30 protein-coding genes are annotated in these 18,173 nt (G+C 47.9%); 1 reads left to right on the forward strand and 29 read right to left on the reverse strand.

The window, feature by feature from the left end:
- Window positions 1–77 precede the first annotated feature (77 nt).
- Window positions 78–2,903 carry an excinuclease ABC subunit UvrA gene (gene uvrA / locus F0U83_RS15630; protein WP_138988152.1) on the forward strand — a complete coding sequence of 942 codons (2,826 nt, stop codon included), beginning with the start codon at window positions 78–80 and terminating at the stop codon, window positions 2,901–2,903.
- A gap of 78 nt (window positions 2,904–2,981) precedes the next feature.
- Here uvrA and rplQ read toward each other — a convergent pair whose 3' ends face one another.
- From rplQ to tuf, 29 genes are all read right to left on the reverse strand, one after another.
- Window positions 2,982–3,374 carry a 50S ribosomal protein L17 gene (gene rplQ, locus F0U83_RS15635; protein ID WP_138988151.1) on the reverse strand — a complete coding sequence of 131 codons (393 nt, stop codon included), beginning with the start codon at window positions 3,372–3,374 and terminating at the stop codon, window positions 2,982–2,984.
- Between the two features lie 39 nt (window positions 3,375–3,413).
- The gene (locus F0U83_RS15640; RefSeq protein ID WP_138988150.1) at window positions 3,414–4,418 is read right to left on the reverse strand and encodes a DNA-directed RNA polymerase subunit alpha; all 1,005 of its coding nucleotides are present in this window, start codon (window positions 4,416–4,418) and stop codon (window positions 3,414–3,416) included.
- 26 nt (window positions 4,419–4,444) lie between these two features.
- Entirely contained in the window at window positions 4,445–5,065 is a 621-nt protein-coding gene (gene rpsD / locus F0U83_RS15645; RefSeq protein ID WP_138988149.1) for a 30S ribosomal protein S4, read from the reverse strand.
- Window positions 5,066–5,080: 15 nt separating this feature from the next.
- Window positions 5,081–5,470 (reverse strand): 30S ribosomal protein S11, encoded by a 390-nt coding sequence (rpsK, locus tag F0U83_RS15650; protein WP_138988148.1) that lies wholly within the window; start codon window positions 5,468–5,470, stop codon window positions 5,081–5,083.
- A 25-nt stretch (window positions 5,471–5,495) separates the two neighbouring features.
- Window positions 5,496–5,852 carry a 30S ribosomal protein S13 gene (rpsM, locus tag F0U83_RS15655; RefSeq protein WP_138988147.1) on the reverse strand — a complete coding sequence of 119 codons (357 nt, stop codon included), beginning with the start codon at window positions 5,850–5,852 and terminating at the stop codon, window positions 5,496–5,498.
- Window positions 5,853–5,978: 126 nt separating this feature from the next.
- Entirely contained in the window at window positions 5,979–6,095 is a 117-nt protein-coding gene (gene rpmJ, locus F0U83_RS15660) for a 50S ribosomal protein L36 (RefSeq protein ID WP_007021200.1), read from the reverse strand.
- A gap of 18 nt (window positions 6,096–6,113) precedes the next feature.
- Window positions 6,114–7,442, reverse strand: a complete 1,329-nt coding sequence (gene secY / locus F0U83_RS15665) for a preprotein translocase subunit SecY (RefSeq protein ID WP_138988146.1) — start codon at window positions 7,440–7,442, stop codon at window positions 6,114–6,116.
- Entirely contained in the window at window positions 7,443–7,877 is a 435-nt protein-coding gene (gene rplO / locus F0U83_RS15670) for a 50S ribosomal protein L15 (RefSeq protein WP_138988145.1), read from the reverse strand.
- A 14-nt stretch (window positions 7,878–7,891) separates the two neighbouring features.
- Window positions 7,892–8,074, reverse strand: a complete 183-nt coding sequence (gene rpmD / locus F0U83_RS15675; RefSeq protein ID WP_138988144.1) for a 50S ribosomal protein L30 — start codon at window positions 8,072–8,074, stop codon at window positions 7,892–7,894.
- A gap of 3 nt (window positions 8,075–8,077) precedes the next feature.
- A complete protein-coding gene (rpsE, locus tag F0U83_RS15680) occupies window positions 8,078–8,578 on the reverse strand; it encodes a 30S ribosomal protein S5 (protein ID WP_138988143.1) in 501 nt (166 codons plus the stop codon).
- An 11-nt stretch (window positions 8,579–8,589) separates the two neighbouring features.
- Complete coding sequence (gene rplR / locus F0U83_RS15685) at window positions 8,590–8,940, reverse strand: 50S ribosomal protein L18 (protein ID WP_138988142.1); 351 nt, start codon at window positions 8,938–8,940, stop codon at window positions 8,590–8,592.
- 9 nt (window positions 8,941–8,949) lie between these two features.
- Window positions 8,950–9,483: a 50S ribosomal protein L6 gene (rplF, locus tag F0U83_RS15690; protein ID WP_138988141.1), complete on the reverse strand. Its 534-nt coding sequence runs from the start codon at window positions 9,481–9,483 to the stop codon at window positions 8,950–8,952.
- Between the two features lie 10 nt (window positions 9,484–9,493).
- Window positions 9,494–9,886: a 30S ribosomal protein S8 gene (gene rpsH, locus F0U83_RS15695; protein WP_138988140.1), complete on the reverse strand. Its 393-nt coding sequence runs from the start codon at window positions 9,884–9,886 to the stop codon at window positions 9,494–9,496.
- A gap of 83 nt (window positions 9,887–9,969) precedes the next feature.
- A complete protein-coding gene (rpsN, locus tag F0U83_RS15700; protein ID WP_138988139.1) occupies window positions 9,970–10,275 on the reverse strand; it encodes a 30S ribosomal protein S14 in 306 nt (101 codons plus the stop codon).
- 13 nt (window positions 10,276–10,288) lie between these two features.
- Entirely contained in the window at window positions 10,289–10,828 is a 540-nt protein-coding gene (rplE, locus tag F0U83_RS15705; RefSeq protein WP_138988138.1) for a 50S ribosomal protein L5, read from the reverse strand.
- Window positions 10,829–10,839: 11 nt separating this feature from the next.
- The gene (gene rplX / locus F0U83_RS15710) at window positions 10,840–11,157 is read right to left on the reverse strand and encodes a 50S ribosomal protein L24 (RefSeq protein ID WP_138988137.1); all 318 of its coding nucleotides are present in this window, start codon (window positions 11,155–11,157) and stop codon (window positions 10,840–10,842) included.
- A gap of 100 nt (window positions 11,158–11,257) precedes the next feature.
- A complete protein-coding gene (gene rplN / locus F0U83_RS15715; protein ID WP_138988136.1) occupies window positions 11,258–11,626 on the reverse strand; it encodes a 50S ribosomal protein L14 in 369 nt (122 codons plus the stop codon).
- A gap of 77 nt (window positions 11,627–11,703) precedes the next feature.
- Window positions 11,704–11,967, reverse strand: a complete 264-nt coding sequence (rpsQ, locus tag F0U83_RS15720) for a 30S ribosomal protein S17 (protein ID WP_138988135.1) — start codon at window positions 11,965–11,967, stop codon at window positions 11,704–11,706.
- Window positions 11,964–12,158: a 50S ribosomal protein L29 gene (gene rpmC, locus F0U83_RS15725; protein ID WP_138988134.1), complete on the reverse strand. Its 195-nt coding sequence runs from the start codon at window positions 12,156–12,158 to the stop codon at window positions 11,964–11,966. The genes rpsQ and rpmC overlap by 4 nt, the downstream gene beginning before the upstream one ends.
- Complete coding sequence (rplP, locus tag F0U83_RS15730; RefSeq protein WP_138988133.1) at window positions 12,158–12,571, reverse strand: 50S ribosomal protein L16; 414 nt, start codon at window positions 12,569–12,571, stop codon at window positions 12,158–12,160. The genes rpmC and rplP overlap by 1 nt, the downstream gene beginning before the upstream one ends.
- A gap of 11 nt (window positions 12,572–12,582) precedes the next feature.
- Window positions 12,583–13,269 (reverse strand): 30S ribosomal protein S3, encoded by a 687-nt coding sequence (gene rpsC / locus F0U83_RS15735; RefSeq protein ID WP_138988132.1) that lies wholly within the window; start codon window positions 13,267–13,269, stop codon window positions 12,583–12,585.
- A 24-nt stretch (window positions 13,270–13,293) separates the two neighbouring features.
- The gene (gene rplV / locus F0U83_RS15740; RefSeq protein WP_476703673.1) at window positions 13,294–13,626 is read right to left on the reverse strand and encodes a 50S ribosomal protein L22; all 333 of its coding nucleotides are present in this window, start codon (window positions 13,624–13,626) and stop codon (window positions 13,294–13,296) included.
- Between the two features lie 11 nt (window positions 13,627–13,637).
- Window positions 13,638–13,916, reverse strand: coding sequence for a 30S ribosomal protein S19 (gene rpsS / locus F0U83_RS15745; RefSeq protein WP_138988131.1), 279 nt, complete (start codon window positions 13,914–13,916; stop codon window positions 13,638–13,640).
- A gap of 19 nt (window positions 13,917–13,935) precedes the next feature.
- Window positions 13,936–14,763, reverse strand: a complete 828-nt coding sequence (gene rplB / locus F0U83_RS15750; RefSeq protein WP_138988130.1) for a 50S ribosomal protein L2 — start codon at window positions 14,761–14,763, stop codon at window positions 13,936–13,938.
- 13 nt (window positions 14,764–14,776) lie between these two features.
- The gene (gene rplW, locus F0U83_RS15755) at window positions 14,777–15,073 is read right to left on the reverse strand and encodes a 50S ribosomal protein L23 (protein WP_138988129.1); all 297 of its coding nucleotides are present in this window, start codon (window positions 15,071–15,073) and stop codon (window positions 14,777–14,779) included.
- The gene (gene rplD, locus F0U83_RS15760; protein WP_138988217.1) at window positions 15,070–15,675 is read right to left on the reverse strand and encodes a 50S ribosomal protein L4; all 606 of its coding nucleotides are present in this window, start codon (window positions 15,673–15,675) and stop codon (window positions 15,070–15,072) included. The genes rplW and rplD overlap by 4 nt, the downstream gene beginning before the upstream one ends.
- A gap of 11 nt (window positions 15,676–15,686) precedes the next feature.
- Window positions 15,687–16,325 carry a 50S ribosomal protein L3 gene (rplC, locus tag F0U83_RS15765; protein WP_138988128.1) on the reverse strand — a complete coding sequence of 213 codons (639 nt, stop codon included), beginning with the start codon at window positions 16,323–16,325 and terminating at the stop codon, window positions 15,687–15,689.
- 113 nt (window positions 16,326–16,438) lie between these two features.
- Complete coding sequence (rpsJ, locus tag F0U83_RS15770; RefSeq protein ID WP_075174125.1) at window positions 16,439–16,750, reverse strand: 30S ribosomal protein S10; 312 nt, start codon at window positions 16,748–16,750, stop codon at window positions 16,439–16,441.
- 174 nt (window positions 16,751–16,924) lie between these two features.
- Entirely contained in the window at window positions 16,925–18,148 is a 1,224-nt protein-coding gene (gene tuf / locus F0U83_RS15775) for an elongation factor Tu (RefSeq protein ID WP_138988116.1), read from the reverse strand.
- Window positions 18,149–18,173 lie beyond the last annotated feature (25 nt).

The following is an 18,173-nucleotide window of genomic DNA, read 5'->3' on the forward strand; positions in this document are numbered from 1 at the left end:
ATTCTTTATTTGCGTAGAGCATAACATAGTCCGGTACTTTATAATCACCCCTTTTTGTTGGTCTCGCTGGAGTTAACATGGACACTATTCTGGTTCGCGGTGCGCGCACTCACAACCTGAAAAATATTGATCTGGACATCCCAAGAGATAAGTTGGTGGTGATTACCGGGCTCTCAGGTTCAGGGAAGTCTTCCCTAGCATTTGACACACTCTATGCAGAGGGACAGCGTCGCTATGTTGAGTCACTCTCAACTTATGCCCGACAATTTTTGTCTATGATGGAAAAGCCCGATGTCGATCATATTGAAGGGCTATCCCCTGCTATCTCTATCGAGCAGAAATCCACATCCCACAACCCCAGATCCACCGTCGGTACTATCACCGAAGTATACGATTATCTGAGACTTCTTTTTGCACGCGCTGGGGAACCACGCTGCCCAGAGCATGATCTACCCTTAGCTGCTCAAACGGTTAGCCAGATGGTCGACCAGGTGCTTGCTTTAGAAGAGGGTTCGAAGCTCATGCTGTTAGCTCCTGTTATTCAGGGCCGCAAAGGTGAGCACTTACACACACTACATGATCTAAGAAAGCAGGGATTTGTTAGAGCGCGCATCAATGGTATCGTAACAGATCTAGACACAGCACCTGAGCTGGACAAGAACAAAAAGCATACGATTGAAGCAGTTGTTGATCGCTTTAAAGTCCGTGATGATCTGCAAATTCGTTTAGCAGAGTCTTTTGAAACAGCCCTTAATCTTACCGACGGCATTGCACGCATCGCATTTATGGATGGCGACCATGAAGATCTGATATTTTCATCTCGGTTTGCCTGCCCCGTCTGCGGACATAGTATTCAAGAATTAGAGCCTCGACTCTTCTCTTTTAACAATCCACATGGTGCGTGTCCGAGCTGTGACGGCCTAGGCGTGAAACAGTTTTTTGACCCCAAAAAGGTGGTTCACGACCCTAGCCTGACGTTATCAGAAGGCGCTATTCGGGGATGGGATAGAAGGACACTCTACTACTTCCAACAACTCAAGGCCGTTGCCGAGCACTATGGCTTTGATATAGATACTCCCTTTGAAGCACTGGATAAGAAGCACCAACAAGCCATTCTCAAAGGAACCGGGAAAGAGGCCATCGCTTTTAAATACCTGAATGATCGGGGTGACAGCATCACCAAGTCACACCCCTTTGAAGGCGTGCTGAACAACTTGCAGCGGCGCTATAAAGAGACCGAGTCGGAGATGGTCCGCGAGGACTTAGCCAAGTACTTAAACATGCAGCCTTGCCCATCCTGTGACGGCACCCGTTTACGCCGCGATGCAAGGCATGTCTTTATCGACCAACACACACTGCCCGACTTGGTTCGCATGCCGATTGGTATAGGGCTTGAGTACTTTGAGAACCTCCAGCTAGCGGGAAAACAGGGGGAGATTGCTGAGAAAATCCTCAAAGAGATACGCTTACGCCTCTCGTTTCTCGTTAATGTAGGGCTCGACTACCTCTCACTGGACCGCAAAGCCGATACACTCTCAGGCGGAGAAGCTCAACGTATACGACTTGCCAGCCAGATAGGTGCCGGTTTAGTAGGCGTTATGTACATACTTGATGAACCCTCCATTGGCTTACACCAACGGGATAACGAAAGGCTCCTCCATACACTGATCCACCTTCGAGACCTTGGCAACACCGTGATTGTCGTCGAGCATGATGAGGATGCCATTCGCCTTGCGGACTTCGTTGTCGATATCGGCCCTGGTGCCGGTGTTCATGGAGGCAGTGTTGTTGCTTATGGCACACCGTCCGAGGTCATGAACAACCCTGCTTCACTTACAGGACAATATTTATCAGGTAAGAAGCAGATTGCCATCCCTGCTACACGGCACATCGCCAAAGACAGCAAATTTTTAACCCTTAAGGGAGCTACCGGCAACAACCTTCAGGAAGCAACACTCAAGATTCCTGTTGGGGTCATGACCTGCGTTACTGGTGTTTCTGGCTCAGGCAAATCGACCCTAATAAATAATACACTCTACCCTGTAGCAGCGACCGTGCTAAATAAAGCAACCACATTGGAAGCGGCTCCCTATGAAAGTATTGAAGGCCTAGAGCACTTTGACAAGGTCATCGATATCGATCAAAGCCCTATCGGTAGAACCCCACGCTCAAATCCAGCGACCTACACCGGCATATTCACTCCTATCCGTGAGCTTTTATCAGGCACACAAGAAGCCCGATCCCGAGGTTATAAACCTGGCCGGTTCAGTTTTAACGTGAAAGGCGGACGATGCGAAGCCTGTCAGGGCGATGGTGTAATAAAAGTGGAGATGCACTTCCTTGCTGACATTTATGTGCCTTGCGATGTCTGTAAAGGGAAGCGATACAACCGTGAAACACTAGAGATCCAATATAAAGGGAAGAGTATTGATCAGATTCTCGATATGACGGTTGAAGATGCTAGGGCTTTTTTCGATGCCATTCCCGCACTCGCCCGACGCTTACAAACCCTGATTGATGTAGGCTTATCCTATATTCGACTTGGACAAGCAGCAACCACCCTCTCAGGAGGGGAAGCTCAAAGGGTCAAACTCGCCAAAGAGCTCTCCAAACGCGACACAGGTAAAACGCTTTACATACTGGATGAACCAACCACTGGTCTGCATTTTCACGACATAGAGCAGCTAATGGCAGTACTCTCCAAGCTTCGAGATCATGGCAATACAATAGTCGTGATTGAGCACAACCTCGATGTCATTAAAACCGCAGATTGGATTGTCGACTTGGGACCTGAAGGGGGCATTAAAGGGGGATATATCATTGCAGAAGGAACCCCGGAAGAGGTAGCGCTGAACTCTGATTCCCATACGGGCCGATTCTTAAAACCTATGTTAGGGCTGTAAAGCCCTCTTGAGACTTAATCTTTATAGACCATACAAACAAAAAAACCCGGCATTGCCGGGTTTTTTATAAAGAAGAAATTAATCTTCAGAAGCTTCTACAGCTGCACCAGTAACCTGACGGTCAACTAGTTCAACATAAGCCATCGGTGCATTGTCACCTGGACGATTTCCACATTTCAGAATGCGGATATAACCACCTGGACGATTCGCATAGCGAGGTCCTAACTCGTTGAAAAGCTTACCAACAGCTTCTTTACTACGAGTACGGTCAAAAGCCAGACGGCGATTAGCAACCGAGTCTTCTTTCGCCAATGTAATCAGCGGCTCAGCTACGCGGCGAAGTTCTTTCGCTTTTGGCAAAGTTGTTCTGATCAGTTCATGTTCAAACAAAGAGTTTGCCATGTTCTTGAACATCGCTTTGCGGTGCGAGCTGGTACGATTTAAATGGCGACCAGATTTACGATGACGCATTATAAATTCCTTACCAACTTGGTCAGTTAAAACCGCGTCTTAAGACGCGATTTTATCGTCGTTCTTCAGGCTAGCCGGTGGCCAGTTTTCAAGACGCATACCCAGAGACAAGCCCTTAGATGCAAGTACGTCTTTGATCTCTGTCAGCGACTTCTTACCCAGATTTGGTGTTTTCAATAGCTCAACTTCTGTACGCTGAATCAGATCACCAATATAGTAGATCTGCTCTGCTTTCAGACAGTTAGCGGAGCGAACCGTCAACTCCAAATCATCGACAGGGCGCAACAAGATCGGATCAACTTCCGGTTCTGCTGGCTCGTCTTTCGCCTGATCAGCTGCATCTTCAAGATCAACAAATACAGACAACTGATGTTGAAGAATAGTCGCTGCACGACGAATGCACTCTTCCGGATCAATCGTACCGTTGGATTCGATATCAATGACTAACTTATCCAAGTCAGTACGCTGCTCAACACGAGCGCTTTCGACTACATAAGAAACACGGCGTACCGGGCTATAAGTTGCATCCAGCTGGAGACGACCAATAGCACGAGTTTCATCTTCATCACTGATACGAGTGTCAGCAGGAACGTAACCGCGACCGCGTGTTACTTTCAACTGCATGTTCAGAGTCGCACCAGAGTTCAAGTGAGCAATCACGTGATCCGGGTTAGCCACTTCAACATCCTGATTCAACTGAATGTCGCCCGCTGTTACTGCACCTGAGCCAGTTTTGCTCAGTGTCAGCGTTGCTTCCTCGCCATTGTGTAGCGCAATCGCAACACCCTTCAAGTTAAGCAGGATTTCGATAACATCTTCCTGCACACCTTCAATTGTGCTGTATTCATGCAGGACGCCTTCGATCTCAACTTCAGTGATGGCACAGCCAGGCATTGAAGAGAGTAGAATGCGACGCAGAGCATTACCCAAAGTGTGACCGAAGCCACGCTCAAGTGGCTCGAGAGTCACTTTTGCACGTGTGTTACTGATCTCCTGAACGTCAATGTGACGAGGACTCAGAAACTCATTTACAGAACGCTGCATAGTTCCACCAATCAAGAGTTCATGAATTACTTGGAGTACAGCTCTACGATCAGCTGCTCATTGATGTCAGCAGACAGTTCGCTACGCTCTGGAGCTGAGCGATAAACGCCCTCCATTTTGCCAGCATCAACTGTTACCCACTCAATAGAAGCACGCTGAGAAGCTAGGTCAAGTGCACTTTTAACACGCAATTGATTCTTAGCTTTTTCACGAACTGCGACCACGTCACCTGCCTGCACTTGGTAGGAAGGAATGTTCACAACCTGACCATTAACAGTGATTTGGCGATGTGACACGATCTGACGAGCTTCAGCACGAGTAGAGCCGAATCCCATACGAAACACCACATTATCCAAGCGTCCTTCCAACAGCTGTAACAAGTTCTCACCTGTAGAGCCTGAAAGACGCGCGGCTTCTTTGTAGTAGTTGCGGAACTGACGTTCCAATACACCGTAAATACGACGTACTTTCTGTTTTTCACGCAGCTGTAGACCGTAATCGGACAGACGACCGCGACGAGCGCCGTGAACACCAGGAACAGTTTCAGCTTTACACTTACTGTCCAGTGCACGAACACCGCTCTTCAAGAACAGGTCTGTACCTTCACGGCGTGACAGCTTGCACTTTGGTCCAAGATATCTTGCCATTATACCGTCTCCAGTTTATACACGACGTTTTTTAGGTGGACGACAGCCGTTATGAGGTATCGGCGTGATGTCCGTAATGTTTGTAATTTTGTAGCCGCAACCGTTCAGCGCACGAACTGCCGATTCACGTCCTGGTCCAGGACCTTTTACAAACACGTCGAGGTTTTTCAAACCATATTCCAGGGCTGCCTGACCGGCACGTTCTGCTGCTACCTGAGCTGCGAACGGTGTACTTTTACGAGAACCACGGAAGCCTGAACCCCCGGAAGTTGCCCATGAAAGTGCATTACCCTGACGATCGGTAATGGTGATAATAGTATTGTTAAAAGAAGCGTGGATATGAGCTAACCCATCCACTACCTGCTTTTTAACTTTTTTACGTGTGCGATTACCTGGCTTAGCCATATTGGAAATTCCTATCGCTTAACACTTATTTACGGATCGGCTTACGCGGACCTTTACGCGTACGCGCGTTGGTCTTACTACGCTGCCCACGAACCGGCAAATTACGGCGGTGACGAATACCACGGAAACAACCGAGGTCCATGAGACGTTTGATGCTCATGGAAACCTCACGACGGAGGTCACCTTCAACTGTAAACTTGCCAACTTCACCACGAACTACATCGAGTTGCTCATCGCTTAACTCGGAAATCTTTGTAACTTCAGCAATGCCAGAAGCTTCACAGATTTTCTTTGCAGTTGTGCGGCCAATCCCATAAATGTAAGTTAGAGAAATAACCGCATGCTTATTGTCAGGAATATTGACGCCAGCTATACGGGCCATTCAACTTACTCCATTCAAATGCGTCACAGACGCAAGTATCTATAATATGTTCATAGAAGGCGCGCAATTATACGCCTTGATTAAAAATAAATCAAGGCCCGCACCCTCTACTCCCTTGCCAGGTGATTAACCCTGACGCTGCTTATGGCGGGGTTCCACCTTGCAGATCACGCGCACGGAACCGTTGCGACGTACAATCTTGCAGTTACGGCAAATCTTTTTAACAGACGCGCGTACCTTCATGATCCACTCCTGAGGGGTTTAGCGCAGCAAACCTGCACCACCACCTTTGAGATTTGATTTTTTCATCAGGGACTCATATTGGTGAGACATCAAATGTGACTGCACCTGAGCCATAAAGTCCATTACAACGACTACTACGATCAGCAACGAAGTGCCACCGAAGTAAAAGGGTACATTCCATGCTACAACCAAAAATTGAGGCATAAGAGAGACCGCTGTAATGTAAAGCGCGCCAAACAAGGTCAAGCGGCCCAACACTGAGTCGATATAACGGGCAGATTGCTCACCCGGGCGAATTCCCGGTATAAAAGCACCTGACTTCTTCAAGTTGTCTGCCACTTCCCGAGGATTAAACATAATCGCCGTATAGAAGTAACAGAAAAACACGATACATACTGCAAACAAAATGATGTAGAGCGGCTGCCCTGGGCCTAAAGCCAAGGCAACATCTTGCAACCATTCCATCCCCTCAGTCTGGCCAAACCACTGACCAACTGATGCAGGGAAAAGCAATATACTCGATGCGAAAATAGGCGGAATAACACCTGCCATATTAACCTTCAGTGGCAGATGGCTAGTCTGTGCTGCGAAAACCTGACGCCCTTGCTGTCGTTTAGCATAGTTAATGGTAATGCGGCGTTGACCACGCTCCATAAACACAACAAACCCAACCGTTGCTACCGCCAATACAGCAATAGCAAGAAGCGCAAGAATATTCAGATCCCCTTGACGAGCAGACTCAAAAGACTGCCCGATAGCACTTGGAAGACCAGCAACAATACCAGCAAAGATCAGAATGGATATACCATTGCCAATACCACGCTCGGTAACCTGCTCCCCTAACCACATCAGGAAAACAGCCCCAGCTACTAATGTTACTACTGCAACAAAATAGAAGCTTGCGCCAGCCGTAAATGCCACACCTTGGTTTGCAAGTCCGACCGCCATACCAAATGACTGAACGGTTGCTAATACCACAGTACCATAACGGGTATATTGGTTAATCTTACGACGACCTGCTTCACCTTCTTTCTTCAGCTGTTCGAGCTGCGGGCTGACCACGGTCATCAACTGCATAATAATAGAGGCAGAGATGTATGGCATGATACCTAGCGCAAGAATACTCATGCGCTCCAAAGCACCACCCGAGAACATATTGAAGAGACTTAGGATCGTCCCTTGATTCTGATCGAACAACGCGGCCAGACGATCAGGGTTTATCCCAGGCACAGGAATATGTGCGCCGATACGATAAACGATGATTGCCAGTAAAACAAAACGCAGACGAGACCAAAGCTCACCTAAACCGTTCTGCATGCCTGCTGGTATTGATCCTTTTTTAGCCATTTACGCCTCGATTTTGCCGCCTGCAGCTTCGATTGCAGACTGAGCACCTTTAGTCACTTTAAGACCTTTGATGTTCACTGCTTTCTTGATCTCACCTGACAGTATGACTTTAGCAGTCTTAATCTCTTCAGAGATGATATCAGCTGCTTTCAGTGCTGCCAGATCGATAACTTCTGCACTTATACCGTTCAATTCGTTCAGACGAATTTCAGCAGCATAACGTGCCTTACGGGATGTGAAGCCGAACTTAGGCAGACGACGCTGCAACGGCATCTGACCGCCTTCAAAACCCGGTTTAACAGAACCGCCTGAGCGGGACTTCTGACCCTTATGACCTCGACCGCCAGTCTTACCAAGACCTGAACCAATACCGCGACCAACGCGCTTAGGAGCAGGTTTTGAACCAGCAGCTGGGCTGAGAGTGTTCAGACGCATATGACGAACTCCTCTTACTCGCCTACTACATTAACCATGTAGTAAACTTTATTGATCATACCGCGAACAGCTGGAGTATCTTCCAACTCAACAGTATGCCCGATACGACGCAGACCGAGACCCTTAACACATAATTTGTGTTTTGGTAGAGTAGCGATTGGGCTGCGGACCAGTGTAACTTTTAAAGTCTTAGCCATATCCTACCCCAGAATCTCTTCTACAGTTTTACCACGCTTAGCGGCAACATCTTCAGGAGAGCGCATCTGCTGCAAACCTTTAACTGTTGCACGAACAACGTTAACTGGGTTTGTAGAGCCGTAGCACTTAGCCAGTACGTTGTGTACGCCAGCGATTTCAAGAACAGAACGCATCGCACCACCGGCGATAACACCTGTACCCTGAGAAGCGGGCTGCATGTAAACTCTTGATGCACCGTGACGAGCTTTAACTGGATACTGTAAAGTATCACCGTTTAACTCAACACGAATCATGTTACGACGTGCTTGTTCCATTGCCTTCTGAATTGCAACAGGTACTTCACGTGCTTTACCACGGCCAAAGCCAACACGACCTTTACCATCACCTACTACAGTTAATGCTGTAAAAGCAAAAATGCGACCGCCCTTAACTACCTTGGCTACGCGATTTACCTGAACCAGCTTTTCCTGTAGTTCACCATCTTTTTGTTCGTGATTTGACATCATCGACCCCTTTAGAATTCCAGGCCGCCTTCACGGGCTGCGTCAGCCAGCGCTTTTACACGACCATGGAATTTGAATCCAGATCGGTCAAAAGCAACCTTTGTGATACCTGCTTCTTTAGCACGCTCAGCGATCAGTACACCTACTTTAGCCGCCGCATCGACGTTTCCAGTAGAGCCTTCACGCAATGCCTGTTCAACTGTAGATGCAGAAGCCAAAACCTGACTACCATCTGCAGAGATGAGCTGAGCATAAATATGACGTGGTGTGCGATTTACGCACAAACGTGTTGCGCCCAGTTCACGCATTTTCAGGCGAGCACGGCGTGAGCGACGAATACGAGCTTGTTTCTTAGCGTTCATAACCCTGCCTTACTTCTTCTTAGCCTCTTTACGACGAACATATTCGTCAGCATAGCGTACACCCTTACCTTTATAAGGCTCTGGCGGACGGAATGCGCGAACTTCTGCTGCTACTTGCCCAACACGCTGCTTATCAGCACCACGGATAACGATTGTGGTTTGGTTAGGGGTTTCAGCTGTTACGCCTTCAGGCAATTCATAATCGATAGGGTGAGAGAAACCCAAAGTCAGGCCCAAAGTAGAACCTTTAGCTGCAGCACGATAACCTACACCTTGCAGCAACAATGTTTTCTCAAAGCCCTGGTTGACACCAACGACCATGTTATTAACAAGCGAACGGGCAGTACCAGACATAGAGCGTGCGATTTTAGAGCCATCGCGCGCAGCAAAAGTCACTTCAGTACCTTCCTGCTTAATCTCAACAGAAGAGTGCAGCTCCATAGAAAGCTGACCGTTCTTACCTTTTACGCTGACAGACTGACCATCCAGCTTCAGCTCAACACCTGCAGGTAGTACTACGGGATTTTTTGCAATACGTGACATTGTAATCCCCTTAGAATACCGTACAGATGACTTCGCCGCCGATACCAGCAGCGCGCGCAGCACGATCCGTCATAACACCCTTAGATGTCGACACAATCGCAACACCCAGACCAGCAGAAACAGTTGGCAGGTCACCCTTGCCTCTGTAAATGCGCAGACCTGGACGGCTTACACGTTTAATCTCTTCAATAACCGGCTTTCCATCGAAATATTTCAGCTCGACTGTCAACAACGGCTTAGCATCACCTTCTACAGCATAGTCAGTAATGTAACCTTCGTTTTTCAGTACTTCAGCAACTGAAACTTTCATTTTGGAAGACGGCATGGATACAGCTGTTTTTTCAGCCATATGACCGTTACGGATACGGGTAAACATATCCGCTAAAGTATCTTGCATGCTCATGCGTTTTACTTCCTCAAATGTGCAGCACGATGCGGTAGCAGAATACTGCCCTGACCATCGTGCTTACCGTTTAACAAACTGTCTTACCAGCTTGCCTTCTTCAAACCAGGAACGTCACCGCGCATTGCCGCTTCACGAAGCTTGTTACGACACAGACCGAACTTGCGGTAAACCGCATGAGGACGACCGGTCAACTGGCAACGACGCTGTTGACGAACTGGGTTAGCATCACGCGGCAATTTCTGCAGCGCAACCTGTGCATCCCAACGCTGCTCATCAGAGCTCGCTGGATTTTTAATAATAGCCTTTAGCTGAGCGCGCTTTTCAGCATACTTAGCAACTGCTTTGGTGCGCTTATCTTCACGCGCTTTCATAGATGACTTAGCCATATCTCACCCTACCTCACTTTTTGAACGGGAAGTTTAGGGCAGCCAACAGGGCACGACCCTCGTCGTTTGTCTTAGCAGTTGTCGTGATCGTAATATCCAGACCACGCAATTTATCCACTTTATCGTATTCGATTTCAGGGAAAATAATCTGCTCTTTAACACCCATGCTATAGTTGCCACGACCGTCAAAAGATTTTGGGTTAAGACCACGGAAGTCACGAATACGTGGAATAGAAACGTCAACAAGACGGTCTAGAAACTCCCACATACGTTCGCCACGTAGTGTTACTTTACAACCAATTGGCCAACCTTCACGTACCTTAAAGCCTGCAATTGACTTGCGAGCCAAAGTAACAACCGGTTTCTGACCAGCAATCGCAGTTAAATCACGCACAGCGTATTCTAGCTGCTTTTTGTCGCCCAGAGCTTCACCAACACCCATATTCAAGGTAATTTTAGTAACACGAGGCACAGCCATAATATTTGGGCTATTCAGCTCTTCTTTGAGCTGCTGCTTTACTTCGTTAGCGTACAACGCTTTCAATCTTGACATAGCTCTGCTCCTTATTTAGCGACGACTTCGCCGTTAGATTTGAAGAAGCGAACTTTTGTGCCATCTTCAAGCGTCTTGAAGCCAACACGATCACCCTTACCGGTAGCAGGGTTGAAGATCGCAACGTTAGAAGTAGCAATACCTGCTTCTTTCTCAACGATACCACCCGGCTTACCCAACATAGGGTTAGGCTTGGTGTGTTTTTTCACCATATTGATGCCGGAAACGATCAAACGATCATCCTTCAATACACGCAGAACCTTCCCACGCTTGCCTTTATCTTTACCAGCGATGACGATCACTTCGTCGTCACGTTTAATTTTACGCATGTTATACCTTTATCGCTTCCTACTACCTTCTCATGCTGAAAAACGCCAAACCCTTTCGGGAGTGGCGTTTTCGAAGACAAAATTCAATAAGAATAAGGTCTTACAGCACTTCAGGCGCCAGGGAAATGATTTTCATGAACTTCTCTGAGCGAAGTTCACGCGTTACTGGGCCAAAAATACGAGTTCCCATTGGGGCGTCGTTAGCGTTCAGTAGTACCGCAGAGTTTGTATCAAAGCGGATTACAGAACCGTCTGGACGACGCACACCTTTACGGGTGCGTACTACAACAGCCTTAAGAACCTGACCTTTCTTAACCTTACCGCGAGGAATTGCTTCTTTCACAGTAACTTTAATAATGTCACCGATACCTGCGTAACGGCGGTGTGAACCACCCAGGACCTTAATACACTGCACTCGCTTAGCGCCGCTGTTATCAGCAACATCAAGCATCGATTCAGTTTGAATCATGGTCTACTCCAAAACTATGTTAGCTGCCCGTCATAATCTGACGGGCAAACCGTCAAAATGGAGCGAAGGCGCGTATTCTACACCTTCGCAGCGCGCTCATCAATACTTACAAGCGCCCATGTTTTACTCTTGGAGTAAGGACGGGTTTCTTCTACTGTAACAAGATCCCCGATGTGGCACTCATTCTTTTCATCGTGAGCATGCAATTTGGAGGAGCGCGTCATAAACTTACCGTAAATCGGATGTTTCTCTTTACGCTCAACCAGAACTGTAATGGTTTTATCCATTTTGTCACTGACCACACGGCCAGTTACAGTCCGAGTACGTTTTTCCGCGCTCATTTTTCACCTGCCTTAATATTCAGTACTGTCTTAACGCGAGCAATATCGCGACGAACCTGGCCCAGGAGGTGAGTCTGCGCCAGCTGACCAGTTGCTTTCTGCATACGCAGATTGAACTGGTCTTTCAGAAGACCCAACAGCACCTGCTGAAGCTCTTCGGAAGATTTTTCACGCAGTTCATTAGCTTTCATTACATCACCGTCCGTTTGACAATGGTTGTAGACACAGGCAGCTTAGCAGCGGCAAGATTGAATGCCTCAGTCATCAGATCTTCTGGCACACCGCTCATTTCGAACAGTACGCGACCTGGCTGAATCTGCGCTACCCAGTACTCCACGTTACCTTTACCTTTACCCATACGCACTTCTAGCGGCTTGGTAGTAATTGGCTTATCTGGAAAGATACGAATCCAAATTTTACCACCACGCTTTACGTGACGAGTCATGGTACGACGTGCAGCTTCGATCTGACGCGCGGTAATGCGTCCGCGACCAGTGGCTTTTAGACCATACTCGCCAAAGCTCACTTTACTGCCGCGCTGTGCAAGGCCGCGGTTGCGACCTTTCATTACCTTGCGGTATTTCAGTCGTTTTGGTTGCAGCATTGACGTTTACCTCACTTAGAACCTTTCTTCTTAGGTGGATTTTTCTTCTCAGCGCGTACCTGCTCGATACCACCAAGAACCTCACCTTTGAAGATCCAGACTTTAACGCCAATCACACCATAAGTAGTGTGCGCCTCATAAGTAGCATAATCGATATCTGCACGAAGCGTATGCAAAGGTACACGACCTTCACGATACCACTCAGAACGAGCAATCTCAGCGCCACCCAAACGACCACTAACCTGGATCTTGATGCCTTTAGCACCCAGACGCATAGCATTTTGAACCGCACGCTTCATAGCACGACGGAACATAACACGACGCTCTAGCTGGCTAGCAACGCTCTGCGCTACCAACATACCATCAAGCTCAGGTTTGCGAATCTCTTCGATGTTGATGTGAACTGGCACACCCATCATGTCGGAAACAGCATTACGCAGTTTCTCAACATCTTCACCTTTCTTACCGATAACGATACCGGGGCGAGCAGTAAAGATTGTGATTTTTGCATTCTGTGCAGGACGCTCGATCTCGATGCGGCTGACAGATGCATTTTTCAACTGACCTTCAAGATACTCACGCACCTTAAGATCATTTAACAACTTGCTTGCGTACTCAGACTTGTCCGCATACCACACAGAGGTGTGATCTTTAACGATTCCAAGTCGAATACCGGTCGGATGTATTTTCTGACCCATAACGAACTCTCCTAGCACTCAGCCTTAGTCGGACACCTTAACGGTGATATGGGAGTTGCGCTTCAGGATGCGATCTGCGCGACCCTTTGCACGTGGCTTGATGCGCTTCATAGTCATTGCCTCATCTACAAAGATGGTTGACACGAAAAGCTCATCTACATCTGCTCCTTCATTGTGCTCAGCGTTTGCAATAGCAGACTCAAGCACTTTCTTGACCAGATCAGCCCCTTTTTTCGGGCTGAAAGCTAAGATATTCAAAGCTTCACCCACCGACTTACCGCGAATCTGATCAGCAACTAAGCGCGCCTTCTGGGCAGAAATGCGGGCGCCTTTTAATTTAGCAGCGACTTCCATCATTTATCCCCTTATTAACGCTTCTTAGCCTTCTTATCCGCAGCATGACCACGATAAGTACGTGTAGCAGCGAATTCGCCCAGTTTGTGGCCAACCATGTCTTCAGTAACGAAGACTGGAACGTGCTGGCGGCCGTTATGAACTGCAATCGTCAACCCTACAAAGTGAGGGAAGATAGTAGAACGACGAGACCAAGTCTTAATTGGTTTACGATCGCTCTTCTCAATTGCAGCTTCTACCTTCTTCAACAGGTGAAGGTCGATAAATGGACCTTTCTTCAGTGAACGTGGCACAGCTGTATCCTCAAATTAGTTACTTAGCAGAACGCTTACGAACGATTAACTTGTTCGTACGCTTATTCTTACGTGTTTTATAACCCTTAGTTGGCACACCCCAAGGCGTAACAGGATGACGACCGCCCGAAGTACGACCCTCACCACCACCATGCGGGTGATCTACTGGGTTCATCGCCACACCGCGAACGGTCGGACGAACACCTCTCCAACGCGTTGCACCAGCCTTACCAAGCTGACGCAGCGAGTGCTCAGAGTTGCCCACTTCACCAAGAGTCGCACGACACTCAATCAACACTTTACGCATTTCACCAGAGCGAAGACGCAGCGTTGCATAAGCACCATCACGCGCAACTAACTGAGCAGACGTACCCGCAGAGCGAGCCATCTGAGCACCTTTACCAGGCTTCAGTTCGATACAGTGAACCACACTACCTAGCGGAACATTACGCAACGGAAGCGTATTGCCTGCTTTAATATCAGCATCCGCACCAGAAACCAGCTTATCACCAGCTGAAATACCTTTCGGTGCAATAATGTAACGACGCTCACCATCAGCATATTTTAACAATGCAATATGCGCCGAACGGTTAGGATCATATTCGATGCGCTCAACCGTTGCAGGAATACCGTCTTTGTTACGACGAAAATCGATAACACGGTAATGCTGCTTGTGACCACCGCCGATATGACGTGTCGTAATACGACCATTGTTGTTACGGCCACCGCTTTTGCTTTTCTTTTCGAGCAATGCAGCTAAAGGCTTACCTTTATGCAGCTCAGCACCAACAACCTTAACTACGTGACGACGTCCAGCAGAGGTCGGCTTTGTTTTAGTAACTGCCATGATTTAACCCCTCTTATTCGCCACCAAGGAAATCAATCTCAGAACCAGCTTCAAGACATACGTATGCCTTACGCACATCGCTGCGCTTGCCCATTCCACGAGCAGTACGCTTGGTTTTACCCTTTGCGTTCAGAACATTAACGCCTGCAACTTTTACGTTGAATAGCTGTTCTACTGCTTCTTTGATTTCAGGTTTGGTAGCATCTTTTGCCACACGAAAAACTACCTGCTGAGAACTATCAGCAATAATAGTCGCTTTCTCAGAGATATGAGGACCTAATAGTACTTTGTACAGACGTTCTTGGTTCATGCTAACGCCTCCTCAATTTTCTTCAGAGCAGCCACTGTAACAACAACCTTGTCAAAGCCAACTAGGCTCACAGGGTCAATGCCAGCAACATCGCGAACATCCACATGCGGGACATTACGTGCAGCCAGATACAGGTTCGCTTCTACATCTTCTGTAACGATCAAAGCATTCGCCAGATCAAACTCTTTCATCTTCGCAATAAATTGCTTGGTTTTTGGAGCTTCCATAGAGAACTGCTCAACAACAACCAAACGCTCTTGACGAACAAGTTCAGAGAAGATGCAACGCATAGCCGCACGATACATTTTTTTGTTCACTTTCTGAGCATAGCTACGTGGTTTAGCAGCAAAAGTTACACCACCACTACGCCAGATAGGAGAACTAATAGTACCAGCACGAGCACGACCTGTTCCTTTCTGACGGAAAGGCTTAATACCACCGCCAGCAACTTCAGAGCGAGTCTTCTGTGCTTTTGTACCTTGACGAGCACCCGCCAGGTAAGCTGTAACTACCTGATGCACAAGTGCTTCGTTGAATTCTTTACCAAATGCCAGATCGGATACTTCGACCGATCCATTGGCTCCAGCGAGATTCAGATTCATCATTATCCCCCTTAGGCGCCAGCTTTAACAGCTGGTTTAACGATAACGTCGCCGCCAGTTGCGCCTGGAACAGCACCTTTGATCAACAACAGGTTACGTTCTGCATCTACACGCACAACTTCCAGAGTCTGAACAGTGACACGTTCAGCACCCATATGACCTGCCATCTTTTTGCCTTTCCAAACACGACCTGGAGTTTGACACTGACCGATGGAACCCGGAGCACGGTGAGACAGCGAGTTACCGTGAGTCGCATCCTGCATGGAGAAGTTCCAGCGCTTAACGCCACCCTGGAAGCCCTTACCTTTGGATTGACCTGTAACATCTACTTTCTGACCTGCTTCGAAGCGCTCAACTGTTAGCGAATCACCAACATTGATTTCTTCATCACCTGACAGACGGAACTCCCACAAACCACGACCTGCTTCTACACTTGCCTTTGCAAAGTGACCAGCTTCAGGCTTGTTTAGGCGATTAGCCTTAACTCCACCTGTAGTCACCTGAACAGCTTGGTAGCCATCAGTTTCAACAGTTTTAACCTGCGTCACGCGGTTCGGATCCACCTCGATGACCGTGACTGGCACGGATACGCCATCTTCTGTGAAGATGCGAGTCATACCCGCTTTGCGTCCGATTAAACCTACAGACATTTCTATTACCTCTTGCCAGTTGTGTACGGGGCTGTTACCCACTACGGCTGCCCATTCCAGGAGCATTCCACAAGCAGCGCTTCATTAAATTAATAATTCTGCGCAGTGCCTGATTAGCCTAAACTGATCTGCACTTCTACACCCGCAGCGAGATCCAGCTTCATTAAAGCATCAACAGTTTTTTCTGTTGGCTCAACGATATCCAGAACACGCTTATGCGTACGAATTTCGTACTGATCACGCGCATCTTTATTAACATGCGGAGAGATCAGAACAGTGTAACGCTCTTTGCGAGTCGGAAGCGGGATCGGACCACGCACCTGAGCACCCGTACGCTTTGCAGTATCAACAATTTCCTGCGCAGACGAGTCGATCAGGCGATGATCAAACGCTTTCAGACGAATTCTGATTTTCTGGTTTTGCATTTTGATCACACTTTTCTAAAGTTTCATAACGGCATAAGCCGACCTCCCCTTCTAGGAAGGGGACGCAAATTCTACTCAGGGTGGCAAGCCACGTCAAGAGCACAGTTTACTTTTTAACCAAAAACAAAAAAAGCCCTCACTAGGAGGGCCTTTTTAAAGCTTAAATGCTTACGATTAAGCGATTACTTTAGATACAACGCCTGCACCTACTGTACGACCGCCTTCACGGATCGCAAAACGCAGACCTTCATCCATCGCGATTGGTGCAATCAGGCTAACAACCATCTTAACGTTGTCACCTGGCATTACCATTTCTACGCCTTCTGGCAGTTCACAGTTACCTGTTACGTCCGTTGTACGGAAGTAGAACTGTGGACGATAGCCTTTGAAGAATGGCGTATGACGACCACCTTCATCTTTGCTCAGTACGTATACTTCGCACTCGAAGTTAGTGTGCGGGTTGATCGTACCTGGCTTAGCCAATACTTGACCACGCTCTACATCATCACGCTTAGTACCACGCAACAAGGCACCAATGTTCTCACCTGCACGACCTTCGTCAAGCAGCTTACGGAACATCTCTACACCTGTACATGTCGTTGTTTGTGTTTCGCGGATACCAACGATTTCGATTGGCTCACCCACTTTCACAATACCACGCTCAACACGGCCTGTTACTACCGTACCACGACCAGAGATTGAGAATACGTCCTCGATAGGCATCAGGAATGGCTGATCGATCGCACGAACTGGCTCAGGGATGTAAGAGTCTAGCGCTTCTACCAGATTCTTAACCGCTGTTGTGCCCAGCTCGTTGTCGTCTTCGCCGTTCAATGCCATCAATGCAGAACCGCAGATGATTGGCGTGTCATCGCCTGGGAAGTCGTAAGTATCCAGCAGCTCACGAATTTCCATCTCTACCAATTCACGCATTTCAGCGTACTCTTCAGAGTCAACACCGCCACAGTCTTCTGCAAGCAGGTCGGCTTTGTTCAGGAATACTACGATGTAAGGTACACCAACCTGACGAGATAGCAGGATGTGCTCACGCGTCTGTGGCATTGGGCCATCAGTTGCGCCACATACTAGAATTGCGCCGTCCATCTGAGCCGCACCGGTGATCATGTTTTTTACATAATCGGCGTGACCTGGGCAGTCTACGTGCGCATAGTGACGGATGCTTGATTCGTACTCTACGTGCGACGTAGAGATTGTGATACCACGCTCACGCTCTTCTGGTGCCTTATCGATACCGTCAAACGCTACCGCTTCACCACCGAATACTTCTGCACATACGCGCGTCAGAGCTGCTGTCAAAGTTGTTTTACCGTGGTCAACGTGGCCGATAGTACCTACGTTAACGTGCGGCAGATTACGTTCAAATGTTGATTTTGCCACGAGAAATTACCTCTTTATACTGGCG

The organism is Neptunomonas concharum (assembly GCF_008630635.1).
In the GTDB taxonomy this organism is placed as follows: Bacteria; Pseudomonadota; Gammaproteobacteria; order Pseudomonadales; family Balneatricaceae; genus Neptunomonas; species Neptunomonas concharum.